21 protein-coding genes and 1 tRNA gene are annotated in these 19,904 nt (G+C 52.5%); 9 read left to right on the plus strand and 13 right to left on the minus strand.

Going from position 1 to position 19,904, the window contains the following annotated elements; all coding sequences use genetic code 11:
* Window positions 1–5 precede the first annotated feature (5 nt).
* Window positions 6–833, plus strand: coding sequence for a phosphoenolpyruvate hydrolase family protein (locus tag ABIB59_RS12520; RefSeq protein WP_039077962.1), 828 nt, complete (start codon window positions 6–8; stop codon window positions 831–833).
* Window positions 834–1,244: 411 nt separating this feature from the next.
* Here the strand turns inward: ABIB59_RS12520 and ABIB59_RS12525 are convergent.
* The 3 genes from ABIB59_RS12525 to ABIB59_RS12535 form a co-directional block, all read right to left on the minus strand.
* Window positions 1,245–1,318 (minus strand) — tRNA-Gly (locus ABIB59_RS12525).
* Between the two features lie 92 nt (window positions 1,319–1,410).
* The gene (gene actS, locus ABIB59_RS12530; protein WP_110296567.1) at window positions 1,411–2,139 is read right to left on the minus strand and encodes an amidase activator ActS; all 729 of its coding nucleotides are present in this window, start codon (window positions 2,137–2,139) and stop codon (window positions 1,411–1,413) included.
* 65 nt (window positions 2,140–2,204) lie between these two features.
* On the minus strand, window positions 2,205–3,104 hold the full coding sequence (locus ABIB59_RS12535) for a LysR family transcriptional regulator (protein WP_103245270.1): 900 nt from the start codon (window positions 3,102–3,104) through the stop codon (window positions 2,205–2,207).
* Between the two features lie 218 nt (window positions 3,105–3,322).
* On the opposite strand from ABIB59_RS12535, the gene ABIB59_RS12540 reads away from it, so the two are divergent.
* From ABIB59_RS12540 to idi, 4 genes are all read left to right on the plus strand, one after another.
* Entirely contained in the window at window positions 3,323–4,816 is a 1,494-nt protein-coding gene (locus ABIB59_RS12540) for a UbiD family decarboxylase (protein WP_071196032.1), read from the plus strand.
* Between the two features lie 4 nt (window positions 4,817–4,820).
* The gene (locus tag ABIB59_RS12545; protein WP_075203668.1) at window positions 4,821–5,414 is read left to right on the plus strand and encodes a UbiX family flavin prenyltransferase; all 594 of its coding nucleotides are present in this window, start codon (window positions 4,821–4,823) and stop codon (window positions 5,412–5,414) included.
* Between the two features lie 16 nt (window positions 5,415–5,430).
* Window positions 5,431–6,147: a DUF554 domain-containing protein gene (locus tag ABIB59_RS12550; RefSeq protein ID WP_071196011.1), complete on the plus strand. Its 717-nt coding sequence runs from the start codon at window positions 5,431–5,433 to the stop codon at window positions 6,145–6,147.
* A 117-nt stretch (window positions 6,148–6,264) separates the two neighbouring features.
* A complete protein-coding gene (gene idi / locus ABIB59_RS12555; protein WP_039077965.1) occupies window positions 6,265–6,810 on the plus strand; it encodes an isopentenyl-diphosphate Delta-isomerase in 546 nt (181 codons plus the stop codon).
* A 46-nt stretch (window positions 6,811–6,856) separates the two neighbouring features.
* On the opposite strand, the gene lysS is transcribed toward idi, so the two are convergent.
* The 5 genes from lysS to xerD form a co-directional block, all read right to left on the minus strand.
* Window positions 6,857–8,374, minus strand: coding sequence for a lysine--tRNA ligase (lysS, locus tag ABIB59_RS12560; RefSeq protein ID WP_039077966.1), 1,518 nt, complete (start codon window positions 8,372–8,374; stop codon window positions 6,857–6,859).
* 9 nt (window positions 8,375–8,383) lie between these two features.
* Window positions 8,384–9,482 (minus strand): peptide chain release factor 2 gene (prfB, locus tag ABIB59_RS12565; protein WP_103245268.1). Its coding sequence is split into 2 segments (ribosomal slippage): window positions 8,384–9,406 and window positions 9,408–9,482, totalling 1,098 coding nucleotides; the frame shifts between segments, so codons are not numbered across the junction.
* Window positions 9,483–9,573: 91 nt separating this feature from the next.
* Window positions 9,574–11,307: a single-stranded-DNA-specific exonuclease RecJ gene (recJ, locus tag ABIB59_RS12570; RefSeq protein ID WP_039077968.1), complete on the minus strand. Its 1,734-nt coding sequence runs from the start codon at window positions 11,305–11,307 to the stop codon at window positions 9,574–9,576.
* 5 nt (window positions 11,308–11,312) lie between these two features.
* On the minus strand, window positions 11,313–12,026 hold the full coding sequence (gene dsbC / locus ABIB59_RS12575) for a bifunctional protein-disulfide isomerase/oxidoreductase DsbC (protein ID WP_039077969.1): 714 nt from the start codon (window positions 12,024–12,026) through the stop codon (window positions 11,313–11,315).
* 24 nt (window positions 12,027–12,050) lie between these two features.
* On the minus strand, window positions 12,051–12,947 hold the full coding sequence (gene xerD, locus ABIB59_RS12580; RefSeq protein WP_039077970.1) for a site-specific tyrosine recombinase XerD: 897 nt from the start codon (window positions 12,945–12,947) through the stop codon (window positions 12,051–12,053).
* A gap of 101 nt (window positions 12,948–13,048) precedes the next feature.
* Here xerD and fldB point away from each other — a divergent pair, with 101 nt between their 5' ends.
* Window positions 13,049–13,570, plus strand: a complete 522-nt coding sequence (gene fldB / locus ABIB59_RS12585; RefSeq protein WP_039077971.1) for a flavodoxin FldB — start codon at window positions 13,049–13,051, stop codon at window positions 13,568–13,570.
* A gap of 2 nt (window positions 13,571–13,572) precedes the next feature.
* On the opposite strand, the gene ABIB59_RS12590 is transcribed toward fldB, so the two are convergent.
* Window positions 13,573–13,989 carry a protein YgfX gene (locus tag ABIB59_RS12590; RefSeq protein ID WP_039077972.1) on the minus strand — a complete coding sequence of 139 codons (417 nt, stop codon included), beginning with the start codon at window positions 13,987–13,989 and terminating at the stop codon, window positions 13,573–13,575.
* Window positions 13,970–14,236, minus strand: coding sequence for an FAD assembly factor SdhE (gene sdhE / locus ABIB59_RS12595; protein WP_039077973.1), 267 nt, complete (start codon window positions 14,234–14,236; stop codon window positions 13,970–13,972). Before sdhE ends, ABIB59_RS12590 begins: the two co-directional genes overlap by 20 nt.
* Before the next feature lie 249 nt (window positions 14,237–14,485).
* Between sdhE and ygfZ the strand changes: the two genes are divergently transcribed.
* Window positions 14,486–15,469, plus strand: coding sequence for a tRNA-modifying protein YgfZ (gene ygfZ, locus ABIB59_RS12600; protein ID WP_071196007.1), 984 nt, complete (start codon window positions 14,486–14,488; stop codon window positions 15,467–15,469).
* Between the two features lie 116 nt (window positions 15,470–15,585).
* On the opposite strand, the gene trhA is transcribed toward ygfZ, so the two are convergent.
* Both trhA and yqfB read right to left on the minus strand, forming a co-directional pair.
* A complete protein-coding gene (gene trhA / locus ABIB59_RS12605) occupies window positions 15,586–16,245 on the minus strand; it encodes a PAQR family membrane homeostasis protein TrhA (protein WP_039077975.1) in 660 nt (219 codons plus the stop codon).
* A gap of 162 nt (window positions 16,246–16,407) precedes the next feature.
* The gene (yqfB, locus tag ABIB59_RS12610; protein WP_354035651.1) at window positions 16,408–16,719 is read right to left on the minus strand and encodes a N(4)-acetylcytidine aminohydrolase; all 312 of its coding nucleotides are present in this window, start codon (window positions 16,717–16,719) and stop codon (window positions 16,408–16,410) included.
* Between the two features lie 52 nt (window positions 16,720–16,771).
* Between yqfB and ABIB59_RS12615 the strand changes: the two genes are divergently transcribed.
* Window positions 16,772–17,500, plus strand: coding sequence for a MurR/RpiR family transcriptional regulator (locus ABIB59_RS12615; RefSeq protein WP_039077977.1), 729 nt, complete (start codon window positions 16,772–16,774; stop codon window positions 17,498–17,500).
* A gap of 122 nt (window positions 17,501–17,622) precedes the next feature.
* The gene (locus ABIB59_RS12620) at window positions 17,623–19,056 is read left to right on the plus strand and encodes a 6-phospho-beta-glucosidase (protein WP_354035653.1); all 1,434 of its coding nucleotides are present in this window, start codon (window positions 17,623–17,625) and stop codon (window positions 19,054–19,056) included.
* 64 nt (window positions 19,057–19,120) lie between these two features.
* Here ABIB59_RS12620 and ABIB59_RS12625 read toward each other — a convergent pair whose 3' ends face one another.
* Window positions 19,121–19,864, minus strand: coding sequence for an SDR family oxidoreductase (locus ABIB59_RS12625; RefSeq protein ID WP_354035655.1), 744 nt, complete (start codon window positions 19,862–19,864; stop codon window positions 19,121–19,123).
* Between the last annotated feature and the right edge of the window lie 40 nt (window positions 19,865–19,904).

Here is a 19,904-nt window from a genome sequence, read left to right on the forward strand (position 1 = left end):
AAGCCATGAAACATACGCGTGAAGGATTATTGCAAAAATTTCATCAGATGATTGCCCGGGGGGAACCCATCATCGGCGGCGGAGCGGGCACAGGTTTGTCGGCAAAATGCGAAGAGGCCGGGGGCATCGATCTGATTGTTATCTATAACTCTGGTCGTTATCGCATGGCGGGCCGTGGTTCATTAGCCGGTCTGCTGGCTTACGGCAACGCCAATGAAATTGTTATGGATATGGCAAAAGAAGTGCTGCCGGTCACCAAGAAAACGCCAGTCCTGGCGGGTGTGAACGGTACCGATCCCTTCTGCCAGTTTGATAAGTTTCTGGATGATATTAAAGCGATTGGCTTTGCAGGCGTACAAAACTTCCCAACCGTGGGGCTGATCGACGGTAATTTCCGTGCCAACCTCGAAGAGACCGGAATGGGATACGCTTTAGAAGTGGATATGATTCGTCTGGCGCATGAAAAAGGCCTGTTCACGACGCCTTATGTCTTTAGCCGCGATGATGCCATTGCGATGACCGAAGCTGGTGCAGACATTATTGTGCCGCATATGGGGTTAACCACCGGAGGGAATATCGGCGCGGAAACGGCTCTCACCCTGAAAGACTGCGTGCCATTAATTAATGACTGGGCGAAAGCGGCAAAAGCAGTGCGTCCGGATGTTATCGTCCTTTGTCACGGCGGCCCTATTGCGACACCGGAAGATGCGAAATTCATTTTAGAGAACTGCCCGGAATGTAACGGCTTCTATGGCGCCAGCTCTATGGAGCGCCTGCCGACTGAAATAGCATTAACTGAGACCACAAGGCAATTTAAAGCAATAAGAAACTAATCGGGAGCACGTGTAGCCTGATAATCGATCCACCTTTTACCGGGGTTTGTATATGCACCCCGGTTTTTTATTGCCTGTTATTTTCACGGCCCGACATCACGCTACATTCAACGGACCATGTTTCTCATGCACCGGCGACAGCAGACTTGCCAGAATAAACGCCGGGTAATATCACGTCAGGAAGCGGGAGGTGTAAGAGGCTGAATCTCCTTATTGTTAACCCAGCCGCGAATCGTTTTCCCTGTTCCACTAATAAACTCAATTTGCGTCCAGCCCGCTTGCGACCGCATAGTCAGGTTGCGTATCAAAAGGGAAATAGACGGAGCAGGCAAGATAGCGGAAGACAGTAAAACAGAAATAAATTCAAGGATTAGCTGCGCTTGAGCAAACTGAAAGTGTAAATGCAACTTATGGAGCGGGTGAAGGGAATCGAACCCTCGTATAGAGCTTGGGAAGCTCTCGTTCTACCATTGAACTACACCCGCCTTGTGGTGTGACAGGCATTATAAACCTTAAACACCGACTGGCAAGACGCTAAACGACTAACTGACCATAAATTAATCGCTTAGCGCAAATCTTAACACTTAGGTGGGCTACCCTGTGGCGGCAGATAACGCAGCGGATCAATAGCTGTTGCCTTATAACGGATCTGGAAGTGCAACTGTACTCCGTCTGCATCAGTGCTGCCCATCGTGGCAATTTTTTGCCCAATCTTCACGCTCTGCCCGTTATTAACGAGGATAGTGTCGTTGTGCGCATAGGCCGTGATGTACTCGTCGCTGTGCTTAATCATGATCAGGTTGCCATAACCGCGCAATTGGTTCCCGGCATAGACCACCTTCCCTGCTCCGGCGGCGTAAACCGCCTGCCCGCGAGAGCCTGCGATATCAATCCCCTTGTTACCGCCTTCGGATGTGGAATAGGGTCTGATCACCTTGCCAGTGGTCGGCCAGCGCCAGCAGCGCTGCCCAACGGGCGGCCAGGAAGAGAGCGGCACAGCCGAAGAAGGCACGACTTTAGCCGTTTGGGTGCCGCCTTTTGCAGAGGACGATTTCGACGCGCCATTCAGTTTCAGACGTTGACCGACCTCAATGGTGTACGGCGGGGAAATCCCGTTAAGCCGGGCAAGGTCATTCACGCTAGTGCCCGTCTGGCGCGAAATTTTGTATAGCGTATCCCCACGTTTTACCGTGTAAACATTGCCGCTATCAGACGATTTGCTGCCAGAACACCCCGCCAGCAATAACGCCACGGCCAGGCAAATGACAATGTGGAATGGGTTTCTTGTCAGGCTTCCTGCACGCAAAACAGATCCTCTGTAAAAATGAATGACCCCTTATTCTAGGCAGGCAACGCCAGGATGCCAACCACTTACCGCTCACTGGCGATAAAGGGGTAGCCGTGAGCAATAATCTCCATGATTTCAGGTAGCCAGTTCGTGGCCGGGATTTTCACCAGCGCCGGGTAAAAGACCTGCGGCGAGGGAAAAACATCCACCACGTGACAGTTTGTCAGCTTCGATGCGTCCACCTCCGAGGAGGGTAGTAACGTTGCCGCCGTCAGCCCGGACTCCAGCCATTCCAGGATGACTCCCGGCTGGGTGATATGCATGATGACCTTCGGGTTACCCCCGGCTTTGCGGAATAAATCAATCAACATTTCATAGGTGCCGGAATCTTTCGCCCGGTGCAACAGCACCAGCGGGAATGTCTCCAGTGCCTGATAATCAAAGGGACTTTGCGGTACCAGCGGCAGACATTTTTTACTGATCACCGCCACCAGCCTGACCGGGTCGAAAGAGACAAAATCGAACCCTTCGCTACGATAAGGACGTTGAATCAGCGCCAGATCGATAGTCCCCTCATTGAGCATCGTCTCTAAATGGCTGGAATCGGTAACAGAGATATTTATTTCAGCCTGCGGATGACGCTTATATAACTCGAGAAGCAGAGGTTTAAAATAGGATTGAAAAAGATGAGTTAAGCCGATTCTTAATTGGAATTTTTCTTTATTAGCAATCGCCACTGTTTCTCGGGCAGTATCTTCTACCTGGCGTAATATCTCACAAGCTTTACGATAAAGAAAATAACCTGCATCAGTGGGTTCAATGCGATTTCCCTGCCGTGTAAACAATGACACATTAAGTTCTTCTTCAAGTTCCTGTATACGTTTACTGAGCGGGGGTTGTGCCATATTCAATACTTTTGCAGCCTGGCTTACGGAGCCTTGTTCCACCACGCGACAAAAATAACGCAATCTTTTCAAATCCATACAATTATACTCCGCAGCATTCAGGCACTCAGTATCACACTTAGCGAACCAAAGGAAAAGCGCGTTAATTATTTCACTTTTGACTTAAATATTTAACATCTGTGTAAAGAGTACTTTTTTGATATGGAGAGAATCAGGAAAACGGTATTTGTTTAAAAAGCATCAGGAAAATAAGGTAGGTGCAGACCTTAATTATCTTTCCTGAGATGGAACAGGCTATGTCAAATAGAGAAAAAAAACCTACCAGCAACGTTCACGATTTACGTTCAGCGCTTGAATTATTAAAAACCTTACCCGGCGAATATGTGGAAACTGATACTGAGGTAGATCCACATGCCGAGCTGTCCGGCGTGTATCGCTACGTTGGTGCGGGCGGTACCTGCCAGCGCCCGACGCGTAAAAACGGCCCGGTTATGGTATTTAACAAAATTAAAGGCTTTCACGATATCAGTGTGGCAATTGGTCTCAATGGTTCACGCAAACGCGTCAGCCACTTTCTCAACTGCCCGCAGGAAAAACTTGGCCACCTGCTGAAAGACTCCGTGCAAAACCCGATTCCGCCGGTACTGAGCCAGGATGATGCCGTCTGCCAGCAGGTTGTACATCTCGCCAGCGACGCTGATTTCGATCTGCGCAAATTATTACCTGCACCAACCAATACCGAAGAGGATGCAGGCCCGTACATCACGATGGGGCTGTGCTATGCCTCCGATCCGGAAACCCGAGAATCCGACATTACCATTCACCGCCTGTGTGTACAGAGCCGTGATGAGTTATCTATGTGGTTGACCCCGGGCCGTCATATCGATGCGTTCCGCATGAAAGCAGAAGCCGCAGGCCAACCACTGCCAATATCTATCAGCATTGGCGTCGACCCGGCCATCGAAATCGCGGCTTGCTTCGAGCCGCCAACAACCCCATTGGGCTATGACGAACTGAGTGTTGCGGGTGCGTTGCGTGGCCATGCAGTGGATATGGTGCAGTGTAAAACCATCAACGAAAAAGCCATCGCCCATGCAGAAATCGTCATTGAAGGCGAACTGCTGCCAAACGTGCGTCTTCGCGAAGACCAGAATACCAATACCGGTAAAGCGATGCCTGAATTCCCGGGCTATACCGGCGAAGCCAAAAACGCCCTGCCGGTTATCAAAGTGAAAGCCGTCACCCATCGCTACAACCCTATCTGGCGCACTACCGTAGGGCCAGGCGAAGAACACGTCAACATGGCGGGCATCCCGACCGAAGCCAGCATCCTGGATATGGTGGGCCGCGCAATGCCGGGCAAATTACTGAATGTGTTTGCGCACTCCGCAGGCGGCGGCAAGCTACTGGCCGTGATGCAATTTAAGAAAGCGGTTGCAGTGGATGAAGGCCGTCAGCGCCAGGCTGCACTGCTCGCGTTCGCTGCGTTCCCTGAGCTGAAACATGTGATTCTGGTGGATGAAGACGTGGACATCTTCGACAGTGACGACGTGCTGTGGGCGATGCAAACCCGCTACCAGGGCGATGTGGATACGATTACTATCCCCGGCGTTCGCTGCCACCCGCTCGATCCGTCACAGATCCCGGAATACAGCCCGAGCATTCTGCAACAGGGCACATCCTGCAAAACGATCTTCGACTGTACTGTACCGTTCCATCTGAAAAGCCACTTTGAACGTTCGAAGTTCAAAGAGGTGGATGTGAAACGTTTTCTGCCAGACTTCGAATAAGGGGATGAAGGTGACCATATCACGACGCATCATTGTCGGCATCAGCGGTGCTTCCGGTTTTCAGTATGGCGTGAAAGCGCTGGAGCTTTTACGTGGGCAGGATCTCGAAGTCCATCTGGTCGTGACAAAAGGGGCGGAAAAAACCTGCGAACTGGAAACGGATTATCAGTTGGATGAGGTAATGGCGCTGGCGGATGTGGTGCATCCGATCGGAAACCTTGGGGCTTCTATTTCCAGCGGGTCGTTTAAGACGCTGGGGATGATAGTCGCCCCATGTTCAATGCGATCCCTGGGCTCCATCGCGCACTGTCTCACCGATAATCTGCTGACCCGAGCGGCCGATGTGGTGCTTAAAGAGCGTCGCCGCCTGGTACTGTTGGCACGCGAAACGCCACTGAACCTGGGCCACATTCGCAATATGCAGGTTGTTACGGAGATGGGCGGGATTATTTTCCCGCCGCTTCCCGCACTCTATCAGCGCCCGCAAACGACCGACGAAATCATCACACATAGTGTCAGCCGCGCGTTGGATCTGTTCGATATCGATGTTAAAAACATCCCGCGCTGGGGCGAAGGAAAATTGCTTTATCGCGCTTAATTTCGCAGGAATTTCTATGTTAATTGGACCTTATGTTAATGGCGCGGCTGTCGTTATCGGCGGCCTGCTCGGTTCCCTTGTTGGCAGCCGTATTCCGGATCGCGTCAAAGTCGCGCTACCGCTGACCTTTGGTTTGTGCTCAATTGGCCTGGGCATCAATCTGGTTATTAAAGTGAAATTTATGCCCGCCGTCGTACTGGCCATGGTATTGGGCGCGGTTATTGGGGAGGTCTTCTTCCTGGAAAAACAAATTGGCAAAGCGGCTGGCACAACGCGCGGTTTGATCAACCGTGTTTTCCCACCGGTACAAGGGCTAACGCATGACGAGTTTACGGAAAAATTCGTCGCCATTCTGGTGCTCTTCTGCGCCAGTGGCACGGGGATCTTTGGAGCGATGCATGAAGGGATGACCGGTGATCCGTCTATTCTGTATATCAAAACAGTACTGGATCTTTTCACCGCTGCGATTTTTGCCACCATGCTCGGTTTTTCGGTAATGACCATTGGCGCTCCGCTGATCATTGTGCAGGTCGCACTGGCGACAATTGCCGTTTACATTCTGCATATGATCACCCCCGATATGATGGCGGATTTCTCCTGTGCGGGTGGCCTTATTATGGTGGCAACGGGGTTGCGTATCTGCAATATAAAACCGTTTCCGGTCGCCAATATGCTACCCGGCCTTTTGCTGGTAATGCCCTTTTCCGCCCTCTGGGCCAAACTGTTTGCCTGAGAACGGGTATAATGTTTAACCGTTGGCGCGACGCCACCGGTCCGGCTACGGAGTTGCGCCGTAGTCACACTGGCGTCGCGTCATACGGTTTTATATCGATCCGGAGAAATCATAAGCATGCAAGAACATGTCATTTTACTGGATGAGCACGGCTCACCCATCGGCATGGAAGAAAAGTATACCGCTCATCACCATAACACTCCGCTACATCTCGCCTTCTCTTCCTGGCTTTTCAATTCACGCGGCGAATGTCTGGTGACCCGCCGGGCCATGAGCAAAAAAGCCTGGCCGGGCGTGTGGACCAACTCCGTTTGCGGGCATCCGCAAGAGGGGGAAACGCCTGAGCAGGCAATGGTTCGTCGCTGTCGCTATGAAATAGGGGCGGATATTATCGACATCACGTCTATTGCTCCGGGTTTCCGCTACCGCGAGACCGATCCATCCGGGATTGTCGAAAACGAAATTTGCCCGGTCTTCGCCGCACAAATCATCACGCCATTGAATATCAATGCAGAGGAAGTCATGGCGTATCAGTGGGTAGAACTTGATGCCCTCTGCCATTCGCTGGTGGCAACACCCTGGGCATTTAGTCCTTGGATGGTGCTGGAGGCAGAAAACGCAAACGCGCAACTCAGAGAGTTTGCCGCCAGCGTCAGGCAATAAAAAAGCCCCGTGTTTGCACACCGGGGCTTTTTGACTTCTTAGCGACTTATTTTACCGGACGCATCGCCGGGAACAGGATCACGTCGCGAATGGTGTGGCTGTTGGTAAACAGCATAACCATACGGTCGATACCAATGCCCAGACCCGCAGTCGGCGGCAGACCGTGTTCCAGCGCGGTCACATAGTCTTCGTCATAGAACATCGCTTCGTCATCGCCTGCATCTTTGGCGTTAACCTGATCCTGGAAGCGCTGCGCCTGATCTTCAGCATCGTTCAGCTCGCTAAAGCCGTTACCGATTTCACGACCACCGATAAAGAACTCGAAGCGGTCAGTGATTTCCGGGTTCACGTCATTACGGCGCGCCAGCGGAGACACCTCAGCCGGATATTCGGTGATGAAGGTCGGCTGAATCAGATGTGCTTCGGCCACTTCTTCGAAGATCTCGGTCACGATGCGGCCCAGGCCCCAGCTCTTCTCAACTTTGATGCCAATGCTTTCTGCGATGGCTTTCGCTGAGTCGAAGTTATCCAGATCCGCCATGTTCGTTTCCGGGCGGTATTTCTGAATTGCTTCGCGCATGGTCAGTTTTTCGAACGGCTTGCCGAAATCGAACACTTCATCGCCATAAGGCACTTCAGTTTTACCCAGAATATCCTGCGCCAGGGTACGGAACAGGGATTCAGTCAGTTCGATCAGATCTTTGTAATCCGCGTACGCCATGTAGAGTTCCATCATGGTGAACTCAGGGTTGTGGCGAACAGAGATACCTTCGTTACGGAAGTTACGGTTGATTTCGAATACGCGATCGAAGCCGCCAACCACAAGACGTTTCAGATACAGTTCCGGCGCGATACGCAGGTACATGTCCAGGTCCAGCGCATTGTGGTGGGTTATAAATGGACGTGCAGACGCACCGCCAGGAATCACCTGCATCATCGGGGTTTCCACTTCCATAAAGTCGCGATTCACCATGAACTGGCGAATGCCGGCCATGATTTTGGAACGCACTTTAAATGTGTTGCGGGAATCTTCGTTAGAGATCAGATCCAGATAACGCTGACGATAGCGGGCTTCCTGATCCTGCAGGCCGTGGAATTTGTCCGGCAACGGGCGCAGGGCTTTGGTCAACAGACGCAGCTCAGTACAGTGAATGGACAGCTCGCCAGTCTTGGTTTTGAACAGCTTACCTTTCGCGCCCAGGATATCGCCCAGGTCCCATTTTTTGAACTGCTCGTTGTAAACGCCTTCCGGCAGATCGTCACGGGCAACATAAAGCTGAATACGGCCCCCCACATCCTGCAGGGTGACGAAAGACGCTTTACCCATAATGCGGCGGGTCATCATACGGCCAGCGACAGCCACTTCAATGTTCAGCGCTTCCAGCTCTTCGTTTTCTTTTGCATCGAAGTCAGCGTGCAGAAGGTCTGAGGTGTGGTCACGACGAAAATCGTTCGGGAACGGCACGCCTTGTTCACGCAGCAATGCCAGCTTTTCGCGGCGAGTTTTCAGTTCATTATTAAGATCGACTGCCGCGTCAGCGCCCTGTGCTTGTTGTTCAGACATGTTGGTTCCTCATAACCCTGCTTTCAAACTTGCTTCGATAAATTGATCCAGGCTGCCATCCAGCACCGCCTGCGTGTTACGGGTTTCAACTCCGGTGCGCAGGTCTTTGATGCGAGAATCATCAAGGACATACGAACGGATCTGGCTACCCCAACCGATGTCGGACTTGTTGTCTTCCATCGCCTGTTTCTCAGCGTTCTTCTTCTGCATTTCCAGTTCATAAAGCTTCGCTTTCATCTGCTTCATGGCCTGGTCTTTGTTCTTGTGCTGTGAACGGTCATTCTGGCACTGAGTTACCGTGTTGGTCGGAATGTGGGTAATACGTACCGCAGATTCCGTACGGTTAACGTGCTGACCACCCGCGCCGGATGCGCGATAAACGTCGATACGCAGATCCGCCGGGTTGATTTCGATATCAATATCGTCATCCACTTCCGGGTACACGAACGCAGAGCTGAATGAGGTGTGGCGACGGCCACCGGAATCGAACGGGCTCTTACGCACCAGGCGGTGAACGCCGGTTTCGGTACGCAGCCAGCCATAGGCGTAATCGCCGGAAATCTTGATGGTAACGGATTTGATACCCGCCACTTCACCTTCGGATTCTTCGATGATTTCGGTCTTAAAGCCGCGCGCTTCTGCCCAGCGCAGATACATACGCTCCAGCATGCTCGCCCAGTCCTGCGCCTCGGTGCCGCCGGAACCAGCCTGAATATCCAGGTAGCAATCGGCGTTGTCGTATTCACCAGAGAACATACGGCGGAATTCAAGCTGTGCCAGCTTCTCTTCCAGCGTATCGAGTTCAGCGACAGCTTCGTTGAAGGTCTCTTCGTCATCGGCTTCGACAGCCAGCTCCAGCAGACCGGAAACATCTTCCAGCCCCTGACTCATTTGGTCGAGCGTTTCAACAATGGCTTCGAGGGAGGAACGTTCTTTACCCAGCGCCTGTGCGCGATCAGGTTCGTTCCAGACATCCGGCTGTTCCAGCTCGGCGTTTACTTCTTCCAGACGCTCTTTCTTGGCGTCATAGTCAAAGATACCCCCTAAGAACGTCGGAGCGCTCCGTGAGGTCCTGAATGCGATTTTTTACCGGGTTAATTTCAAACATGGTCTGATTTCTTTAGATGGACTTGTCAAAATGCGGTCATAAGGGCGGAATTTTACCGGATTTCAGCCCTTATTAGTAGAGAATACTGGCGTTAAATTGGCCACAGGTGATCAATGATTAATTGCACGCTGCGATTGCCGCGAAACTCATTCACATCCAGTTTATAAGCGATATTGACGACGCGCACGCCGTTATCAGGCCAGCAGGTGGTGTCGACATTAAAAGCGATACCGTCGAGCAGCGGGCCGCCGCCGACAGGTTCAACCATCACTTTAAGATGGCGCTCCCCCACCAGCCGTTGTTGCAGAAGACGAAATTCGCCATCAAACAGCGGTTCCGGGAACATCTGCCCCCAGGGGCCAGCATCGCGCAACATTTCGGCTGTATCGAGGGTCATTTCATCAGGTTTTAACAGGCCATCAGAAACGATTTCACCTTGCAACAGTGCCGGATCCAGCCACTCGGTGACCAGCTCGCCAAAGTAGCGCTGGAACTCCTCGAAGCGAGCCTCCTCAAGCGACAGCCCCGCCGCCATGGCATGGCCGCCGAATTTGAGCATCAGCCCTGGGTAGAGTGTATCCAGACGCTCCAGCGCATCGCGCATGTGAAGGCCCTGGATTGAGCGTCCTGAGCCTTTTAAAGTGCCATCCCCGGCAGGCGCAAACGCGATAACCGGGCGGTGGAAACGCTCTTTAATACGCGACGCCAGAATCCCCACTACCCCCTGGTGCCATTCGGGATGATACATAGCAAGACCACCCGGCAGGGTATCGCGGCTACGTTCCAGCTTCTCGCACAGCGTCAACGCCTCTGCCTGCATGCCCTGCTCAATCTCTTTGCGCGTCTGGTTTAGCGCATCAAGTTCGCTGGCCAGCACCCGAGCTTCGCCAAGGTTGTCACTGAGCAATAGCGCCACGCCAACGGACATATCGTCCAGACGACCTGCGGCATTCAGACGTGGGCCAAGCGCAAAACCTAAATCGCTGGCCGCCAGTTTTTGTGCGTCGCGGTTGGCGACTTCCAGGAGCGCTTTGATGCCAGGACGGCACTTTCCGGCACGAATGCGGCTTAAGCCCTGCCAGGTCAGAATGCGGTTGTTGGCATCCAGCGGCACGACATCGGCAACGGTACCTAAGGCCACTAAATCAAGCAGTTCCGCCAGATTAGGGATAGCCAGCCCGCGCTCATCAAACCAGCCTTTGTCGCGTAAAAAAGTTCGCAGTGCCAGCATCAGATAGAAGGCCACACCCACCCCCGCCAGTGACTTCGACGGAAAATCGCATTCGCGCAGGTTCGGGTTGATGATGGCTTCGGCATTGGGCAATGTTTCGCCGGGAAGATGGTGGTCGGTGACCACCACCGGAATGCCCAGCGCATGTGCCCGTTCAACCCCGGCATGTGACGAAATACCGTTATCCACGGTCAGGATCAGTTGCGCGCCGCGTGCGTGTGCCTGATCCACCACTTCCGGACTTAACCCGTAGCCGTCTTCAAAACGGTTCGGCACCAGGTAGGCGATATTAGTGCCGCCCAGCGCACGTAAGGCCAGCACACTCAGTGCGGTACTGGTTGCGCCGTCGGCATCAAAATCACCGACAACCACAATACGCAACCCCTCGCGCAAGGCGTTATAAAGGATCTCTACCGCTTTATCGATGCCATGCAGCCGCTGCCAGGGCAGCATGCCTTTCACCCCGCGCTCCAGATCCGCCGCGCTACAAACACCGCGGCTGGCATAAAGGCGACGCAGAAGTGGGGGAAGATCGGCAGGTAAATCCGCCGCGTCGTTTGCCTCGCGGCGGCGAAGTCGAATTTCGGCTTTCACGTGAATTACTTACCGCCAGTCTGTTTTTGATGTTCGTCGAGGAAGGCTTTCATCTCTTTCGGCCCCTGATATCCCGGCACAAGGTAGCCATCATTTAACACAACGGCTGGCGTACCGTTCACGCCAAACTGCACGCCGAGCGCATAGTGATCGGCGATATCAAGATCGCAACTGGCTGGCTTAACACCCTTACCGCTCATCGCATCATCTAAGGCTTTGTTGCGGTCTTTCGCACACCAGATAGCTTTCATATCCTGCTCGGCCTGACTCTGCAGCCCCTGGCGCGGGAAAGCCAGATAACGAACGGTGATACCCAGCGCGTTGTAGTCTGCCATCTCTTCATGCAGTTTGTGGCAGTAACCGCAGGTGATGTCCGTGAAGACGGTGATCACATGCTTTTCCTGCGGCGCTTTATAGACAATCATCTCTTTTTCCAGTGCGTTGAGATGCGCTGTCAGCAACTGGTTGGTGACATTCACCGGCTGGGCGCCGCTGACGTCGTACATCGGCCCCTGAATGATGTGTTTGCCGTCATCGGTGACATACAGCACGCCGCTATTGGTCAGCACGGTTTTCATTCCGGCAACTGGCGCAGGCTGAATATCGGAACTCTGTACACCCAATTTTGCCAGCGATTGCTTGATAGCGGCATCGTCCGCATGCGCGGTACTGGTCAGCGCCGCCGCCAGCAGGGTGAACATGATAAAACCTTTTTTCATAACGTATCCTTTAAAAAACAACGATCACGCCCGCGGGTGATGTTGCTGATGAAGCTGTCGCAGCCGCTCCGTCGCGACATGCGTATAAATCTGGGTCGTAGAGAGATCGCTGTGGCCAAGCAACATCTGAACCACACGTAAGTCTGCACCGTGATTCAGTAAATGGGTAGCAAACGCATGACGCAAAACGTGCGGCGAGAGTTTTTCGCTGTCGATACCCGCCAGTTGCGCATAATGTTTGATGCGATGCCAGAATGTTTGCCGAGTCATCTGCTGAGCACGCTGGCTCGGAAACAGCACATCGATTGAGACGCCATTCAACAGCCAGGGACGCCCATGTTCCAGATAGTTTTCTACCCAGTACACCGCCTCTTCCCCCAGCGGAACCAGGCGCTCTTTATTTCCTTTACCGATGACGCGCACAACCCCCTGGCGCAAGCTGATGTCGCTCATCGTCAGCCCTACCAGCTCCGAGACGCGAAGCCCGGTAGCATAAAGCACTTCCAACATCGCTTTATCGCGTAACTCCAGCGGCTGGTCAATGGCCGGCGACGCTAATAACCGCTCAACCTGCGCTTCACTGAGATCTTTCGGAAGACGTTGTGGCAGTTTTGGCGAAGCAAGTAATGCGCTGGGATCGTCCTGACGAAACTTCTCCCGGTACAGATGCTGGAAGAAACGGCGCATCGCGCTGAGCAAACGTGCTGAGCTGGTTGCCTTGTAGCCGCCGTCCATCCTTTGCGCCAGCAGGTTTTGCAAATCATCCGCCTGTGCGCTTTCCAGCGACAGCCCCTGATGATGTAGCCATTCCACAAGCCCCTGCAAATCACGACGATAGGCACTGAGGGTATTTTCCGCCAGGTTTCGCTCCAGCCAGAGGGCATCAAGAAATTGTTCGATACGTGCGAAATCTTGTTCCACCTGTGCTCCTCCTTGCTTCGAATCGTTGCATTATGCCTGATTGCGGTGTGATTCTGGTACACTGCTCGCAAAGACACATCCGGAATTGAGACGTTTTCGTTATGAACATCGGCCTGTTTTATGGTTCCAGTACCTGCTACACCGAAATGGCGGCAGAAAAAATCCGCGACATCATTGGCCCCGAACTGGTGACGTTACACAACCTGAAAGACGACGCCCCCGTATTAATGGAGCAGTACGATGCTCTGATTCTTGGCATTCCCACCTGGGACTTTGGTGAATTGCAGGAAGACTGGGAAGCCATCTGGGAGCAGCTCGACACACTCAATCTCGACGGAAAAATCGTCGCACTGTACGGTATGGGCGACCAACTCGGCTACGGCGAGTGGTTCCTCGACGCGCTCGGAATGCTGCACGATAAGCTGGCTCCGCGTGGAGTAAAATTCATTGGTTACTGGCCAACAGAAGGCTACGAATTCACCAGCACCAAACCGATCATTGCCGATGGACAGTTGTTTGTGGGTCTGGCGCTGGACGAAACCAATCAATATGACCTGAGCGACGAACGTATCCAGAACTGGTGCGAACAGATTCTGGTAGAAATGGCCGGACAGTTCGCCTGAACTTAGTGCTGACGCTGCGCCGATTGTTGCGAAATCAGTCGGCGCAAATCACGCCACTCTTGCGCATCCATGCTATCTGCGGCCAGCCACAGATGCTGTCGGCGACCATCTTTTTCCCGACGCAAACGCAGAATCATGCCAATATTCAGCATCCACGGTGTTCCGACGATTTCCCACTCCACGCCTTGCCAGCGCAAACGTGCATCCATCAACAGTTTGATCTCTCCCTGACAGGCATTAATGCGGCGCTGACTCCGTACGCTGTCGAACACCACCAGTGACAAAAGCAGTAACCAAAGCGGCGTATAGCTCAATGGCCAGGGTAACAGCAACACGAAAGCCGCCATCAAGCCATGGAGTAAAAGTGAGAGCCACTGTGAGCGCCATGAGACGCGTATATCAGATTGCCACAGGACCACGTTCCCGATTCCGTGTCTGAATTAACTGGATCATTCGCTGCAACGCCTCGTCCTGAGGTTTGCCGTGATTCATCAGCCAGTTAAATAAATCAGGGTCATCGCTCTGCAGAAGACGCACAAACACACGTTTGTCATCATCACTCAGCGAATCATATTCATGTTCAAAGAAAGGCATGATGGAAATATCCAGCTCACGCATTCCGCGCCGACATGCCCAATGAATACGGGCTTTGTTGTTAATATCCATGTTCTGAAACCTGCATAGCCACGATGGGTTGCCATTGTAACGTGTTTTTAATCATCCATCGGCGGAATATTTATGTTTACGAGGAGACTTCCAGAATAAATCCCATGCATTGCAACCATTACAGCCATTTTGCGTGCTTTTTCCCATACTCTTTATAAGGCACAAATCGCCTGTTTTTATCGCTTGCATTGGGCAACGGCTCTTTTACCATTAAGTGAAAATATGCATCAGGCTAATCAGGACAATACTATGGCTTTTACTCCGTTTCCTCCGCGCCAGCCGACCGCATCAGCGAGACTGCCGCTGACGCTTATGACTCTCGATGACTGGTCACTGGCGACTATCAAGGGCGCAGACAGTGAGAAATACCTGCAAGGCCAGGTTACAGCCGATGTGGCGAAACTGACTGACGATCAACATTTGCTGGCTGCGCACTGCGATGCAAAAGGCAAAATGTGGAGCAACCTGCGTCTGTTCCGCACCGCTGAAGGTTTTAGCTGGATTTTACGCCGCAGCGTCGCGGAGTCTCAGCTTAAAGAATTGAAAAAGTACGCCGTGTTCTCCAAAGTCACTATCGAAGCAGACAACGAACATGTCCTGCTGGGTGTCGCGGGGTTCCAGGCTCGCGCCGCGCTGGCCAATCTGTTTTCGGCCCTGCCGGATGCAGACAAACAGCTTGTTCATGAGGGTGAAACCACCCTTCTCTGGTTTGCCCATCCGGCAGAACGTTTTTTATTGGTGACCGACGTCGCCACCGCAGAAAAAGTAACAGAAGCCCTGCGTGGCGAAGCCCAACTTAACAACAGCCAGCAGTGGCTGGCGCTCAATATCGAAGCGGGCCTTCCGGTCATTGACACCGTTAACAGCGCGCAATTTATTCCCCAGGCCACAAATATTCAGGCACTGGGCGGTATCAGCTTCAAGAAAGGGTGTTACACCGGCCAGGAGATGGTTGCCCGCGCGAAATTCCGTGGCGCGAATAAACGCGCACTGTGGTATCTGGCGGGGAAAGCCAGCCGGGTGCCGGAAGCCGGTGAAGATCTGGAACTGAAAATGGGTGAAAACTGGCGTCGTACCGGTACAGTGCTGGCTGCCGCGCAACTGGATGACGGCAAACTGCTGGTGCAGGTTGTGATGAACAACGATATGGAGCCAGACAGCGTGTTTCGCGTGCGTGATGATGCGAACACTCTGGCTATCGAGCCGCTGCCTTATTCGCTGGAAGAAGAGTAACGGACAGGAGCGCCTGCTGCGCTCCCCCTGTTTGATGTCCAGGCTGCCAAACACCAGCATCCGTAGCCCCGGCAAGCGCCACGTCGCCGGGGAATTTTCGGCTATCGATTCAGCTTTTAAGCCTGTCCGACATACAGATAAATCGCCAGGAAGTGACATATGCTGCCGCCCAGCACGAAGCCGTGCCAGATAGCATGGTTATAGGGAATGCGCTTACAAACGTAAAATATCACGCCCAGCGAGTAAACCACCCCACCCGCGGCCAGTAACGTCACCCCGCCAATCGACAGTTTGGTCGCCAGTTGGTAAACCACAATCAGCGACAACCAACCCATGGTGAGGTAGGTCACCAGCGACAGCACTTTGAAACGGTGGGCAATGGTCAACTTGAACAGGATCCCCAGCAGTGCCAGGCCCCAGATAACAACCATCAATCCCCGTGCCAGCGGCGAATCCAGTCCCACCAGCAGAAAAGGCGTATAGGTTCCGGCAATCAACAGATAGATTGCGCAGTGGTCGAATTTCTTAAGCCACACTTTTGCCCGCTGATGCGGTATAGCGTGATAAAGCGTGGAGGCGAGAAACAGCAGAATCATGCTGCCGCCATAGAGACTGTAGCTGGTGATCGCCAGCGTGCCGGCATTACTGTCAACGGCCTGCACCAGCAGAAGCACCAGTCCAACAATACCAAACACCAGCCCGATGCCATGGCTGATGCTGTTGGCTATTTCCTCAGCCAGCGTATATCCCTGTGCGATTAATGGTCTATCCACCATAGTTAACTCCGGGAGAACTCAAAATAAAACGTCGCGCCTATAGAGTAACTGAGAATGATTCCAGTGCACACCTGTTCGCTTAAATAAATCATGATATTTATATGAACAGATAAATATCAATTAGTTATATAAGAATTTAAACTAACAGGCGTTACTGTTTTTCTAAAGAACCTTGAAATCAATCACATAAAACTGGTTCTGTCCGGGGTAGATATCGGCAATGACATTTTTGAGCTCATGCAGGGACATGTTCTCCTGCTGCGCATGTTCTTCTGTCAGGTTGTCAAGGGTGGTCGTTGAGGTACCAATCACCTTGATGGTGCAAAAATAGCCGTCATCCTCATAACGTCCCACGCGCAAGATATCCCCGACGTGAAAGTGCGATTCACTTTGATCGCGGATAGTAATTGTTTTGCGGCCTGCCAGAATGTCGTCCTGAAAGCGCTGAAAAAAAGTGATGTCGTTCGGCTGCATGTTATTATTCCCTGATGATAAATCTGATAAGTGAGTCGTTGACACAGTGAGTATGTTCTCCCACGCCGCTATCGCCAGTCTCAACAATCTTGAGATGATGGTCTACAACTATGTCGTCAAAAATCGTGACAAAGTGATGTACATGACCATCCGCGAACTGGCCGACGGCGCTGGAGTCTCAACCACCACGGTGCTGCGTTTCTGCCGCAAACTGCAATGTGAAGGTTATTCAGAGTTTCGCGTCCGCTTTAAATTATATTTAGAACAAAACGAGCCCCAGCAGGCTAATTTTGGCGCCAGCGAAATTATCAGCTTTTTTAAAAGTGTGAATAACGACGAATTCGACACGTTATTAGATAAAGCGGTCGACATTATTTTATCGTCGGAGCGTATTATTTTTGTTGGTGCAGGCACATCCGGTGCTCTGGCAAAATATGGCGCACGCTTCTTTTCGAATGTCGGAAAATTCAGTAATCATATCGATGACCCTTATTTTCCGGTCACAAATGACATGGCCAGAAATGCACTGGCTATCGTGTTGTCTGTCTCCGGGGAAACCGAGGAGATCCTGCGTTTCGCCAGCCAGTTCAGCCTCCATCACTGCAAAGTCCTGACCATCACCAGCCATGAGCATTCGCGCCTGGCAAAACTGGCGGATTTCAATCTTTCCTGGCATGTCCCGCAAACACGCATTGCCGGTGTGTATGATATTACGACGCAAATACCGGTGATCTATATTCTGGAATCACTTGGCCGAAAACTGGCGAAGAAAATAGCATAAAAAAACATATTGTTTTATTGGTGTAACAAATCACCTTAAGGGTAATTTGTTATATCGTGACATTTTTATTCCCTTTGCTAGACTCGAGCGCAGATTTTATTACCAGGGCGAGAGTAGCAACGATGAAAAAAATGACCTTACCGAAAGACTTTTTATGGGGCGGCGCCGTTGCCGCACATCAGGTTGAAGGCGGCTGGAATCAGGGCGGAAAAGGCCCAAGTATTTGTGACGTGCTCACCGGTGGCGCGCACGGCGTTCCACGCGAAATCACCCGGCAGGTCATCGAAGGAAAATACTACCCGAACCATGAAGCGGTCGATTTTTACGGCCACTACAAAGAAGACATCAAACTCTTCGCCGAAATGGGCTTCAAATGCTTCCGTACCTCTATCGCCTGGACACGTATCTTCCCGAAAGGCGACGAATTGCAGCCTAACGAAGAAGGCCTGAAATTCTATGATGATATGTTTGATGAACTGCTCAAATATAACATCGAACCGGTAATTACCCTGTCTCACTTCGAAATGCCGCTGCACCTGGTGCAGGAGTATGGCGGCTGGACCAACCGTAAGGTCGTGGATTTCTTTGTCCGCTTCGCCGAAGTGGTGTTTGAGCGCTACAAAGCGAAGGTTAAATACTGGATGACCTTCAACGAAATCAACAACCAGCGTAACTGGCGCGCGCCACTGTTCGGCTACTGCTGCTCCGGGGTGGTCTATACCGACCATGAAAATCCGGAAGAGACCATGTATCAGGTCTTGCACCATCAGTTCGTGGCCAGCGCGCTGGCGGTGAAAATAGGTCACCGCATCAATCCGGAAATGAAAATCGGCTGCATGCTGGCCATGGTGCCGCTGTATCCGTTCTCCTGTAAGCCAGAAGATGTGATGTTTGCACAGGAATCCATGCGTGAGCGCTATGTCTTTACCGATGTTCAGTTGCGTGGTTACTACCCGTCTTACGTGTTGAACGAATGGGAACGTCGTGGTTTCAACATCAAAATGGAAGCGGGCGACGAGCAGGCTCTGCGTGAAGGGACCTGTGATTACCTCGGCTTTAGCTATTACATGACCAATGCGGTAAAAGCCGAAGGCGGCACTGGTGATGCCATTTCCGGCTTCCAGGGCAGCGTACCGAACCCGCACGTAAAAGCGTCCGACTGGGGCTGGCAGATTGACCCGGTAGGTCTGCGTTATGCGCTGTGCGAACTGTATGAGCGTTATCAGAAGCCGCTGTTTATTGTTGAAAATGGCTTTGGCGCGTACGATAAAGTAGAAGAAGATGGCAGTATTATCGACGATTATCGTATCGATTATCTGCGTGCTCACGTTAAAGAGATGGTTGAGGCGGTCACATATGATGGTGTTGACCTGATGGGTTACACACCGTGGGGCTGTATCGACTGCGTCTCTTTCACCACCGGCCAGTACAGCAAACGCTACGGCTTTATCTACGTGAACAAGCATGATGACGGCACCGGCGACATGTCCCGTTCCCGTAAGAAGAGTTTTAGCTGGTATAAAGAAGTGATCGCCAGCAACGGCGAGAATATCTAACCGGTATACTGTTCATCCTGCCCTTCTCCCATCGGGGAGAAGGGCCGGGCAGAGAGGGAGTCGCTTACTTACCCCCCGCCAGTTCGATAAAGCTTCCCGTCACGTAGGATGCCTTATCGCTCAACAGCCAGACTATCGCCTGCGCCACCTCTTCCGGCTGGCCGCCACGCTGCATCGGCAGCATCGACTTCACCCGTTCGACCCGCCCAGGTTCACCACCAGAGGCATGCATTTCCGTATAGATAAAGCCTGGTCGAACGCTGTTAACCCGAATACCCTGCGCCGCGACTTCCACCGACAAGCCCGTGGTAAGCGTATCCATCGCCCCTTTTGACGCGGCATAATCAACATACTCGCCGGGCGAACCCAGACGCGCCCCGGCCGAAGAGACATTCACTATCGCACCGCCTTTTCCGCCGTGCGGCAGCGCCATACGTTTAATGGCCTCCCGACAGCAGAGAAAGGTGCCCGTCACGTTAGTCCGCAGAACCTGGTTGATGCGCTCCGCCGTCATCGCTTCCACTCGACTTTGGGTAAACAGGATCCCGGCGTTATTCACCAGCGCGGTCAGCGGTTCATCCGCCTCATCAATGCGCGCGAACATCGCGGCGACCTGCTCTTCTTCGCCAATATCCGCCTGAACCGCGAACGCTTTTCCGCCCGCCGCGATAATGGTTTCAACCACTGACTGCGCGGCCTGCGCATTGTGCTGATAATTGACCGCGACCGTGTACCCTTCTGCGCCCAGCAGCATCGCTGTCGCCTTTCCTATTCCCCGGCTACCGCCAGTGACCAGTGCAATTGCCAATCTATATTCCTCCTGATAAAAAAGGCCGGGTAACGCGAAC

This window comes from Citrobacter sp. UYEF32, assembly GCF_040546205.1.
Taxonomy (GTDB): domain Bacteria; phylum Pseudomonadota; class Gammaproteobacteria; order Enterobacterales; family Enterobacteriaceae; genus Phytobacter; species Phytobacter diazotrophicus.

What these genes read in the sequence shown, in the direction of transcription:
- ABIB59_RS12520 (WP_039077962.1), top strand. Translation starts at nt 6, where the DNA reads ATGAAACATACGCGTGAAGGATTATTGCAAAAATTTCATCAGATGATT.
- ABIB59_RS12535 (WP_103245270.1), bottom strand. Translation starts at nt 3,104, where the DNA reads ATGGATTTGAAAAGATTGCGTTATTTTTGTCGCGTGGTGGAACAAGGC.
- ABIB59_RS12540 (WP_071196032.1), top strand. Translation starts at nt 3,323, where the DNA reads ATGTCAAATAGAGAAAAAAAACCTACCAGCAACGTTCACGATTTACGT.
- ABIB59_RS12545 (WP_075203668.1), top strand. Translation starts at nt 4,821, where the DNA reads ATGAAGGTGACCATATCACGACGCATCATTGTCGGCATCAGCGGTGCT.
- ABIB59_RS12550 (WP_071196011.1), top strand. Translation starts at nt 5,431, where the DNA reads ATGTTAATTGGACCTTATGTTAATGGCGCGGCTGTCGTTATCGGCGGC.
- idi (WP_039077965.1), top strand. Translation starts at nt 6,265, where the DNA reads ATGCAAGAACATGTCATTTTACTGGATGAGCACGGCTCACCCATCGGC.
- lysS (WP_039077966.1), bottom strand. Translation starts at nt 8,374, where the DNA reads ATGTCTGAACAACAAGCACAGGGCGCTGACGCGGCAGTCGATCTTAAT.
- dsbC (WP_039077969.1), bottom strand. Translation starts at nt 12,026, where the DNA reads ATGAAAAAAGGTTTTATCATGTTCACCCTGCTGGCGGCGGCGCTGACC.
- fldB (WP_039077971.1), top strand. Translation starts at nt 13,049, where the DNA reads ATGAACATCGGCCTGTTTTATGGTTCCAGTACCTGCTACACCGAAATG.
- sdhE (WP_039077973.1), bottom strand. Translation starts at nt 14,236, where the DNA reads ATGGATATTAACAACAAAGCCCGTATTCATTGGGCATGTCGGCGCGGA.
- ygfZ (WP_071196007.1), top strand. Translation starts at nt 14,486, where the DNA reads ATGGCTTTTACTCCGTTTCCTCCGCGCCAGCCGACCGCATCAGCGAGA.
- trhA (WP_039077975.1), bottom strand. Translation starts at nt 16,245, where the DNA reads ATGGTGGATAGACCATTAATCGCACAGGGATATACGCTGGCTGAGGAA.
- yqfB (WP_354035651.1), bottom strand. Translation starts at nt 16,719, where the DNA reads ATGCAGCCGAACGACATCACTTTTTTTCAGCGCTTTCAGGACGACATT.
- ABIB59_RS12615 (WP_039077977.1), top strand. Translation starts at nt 16,772, where the DNA reads ATGTTCTCCCACGCCGCTATCGCCAGTCTCAACAATCTTGAGATGATG.
- ABIB59_RS12620 (WP_354035653.1), top strand. Translation starts at nt 17,623, where the DNA reads ATGAAAAAAATGACCTTACCGAAAGACTTTTTATGGGGCGGCGCCGTT.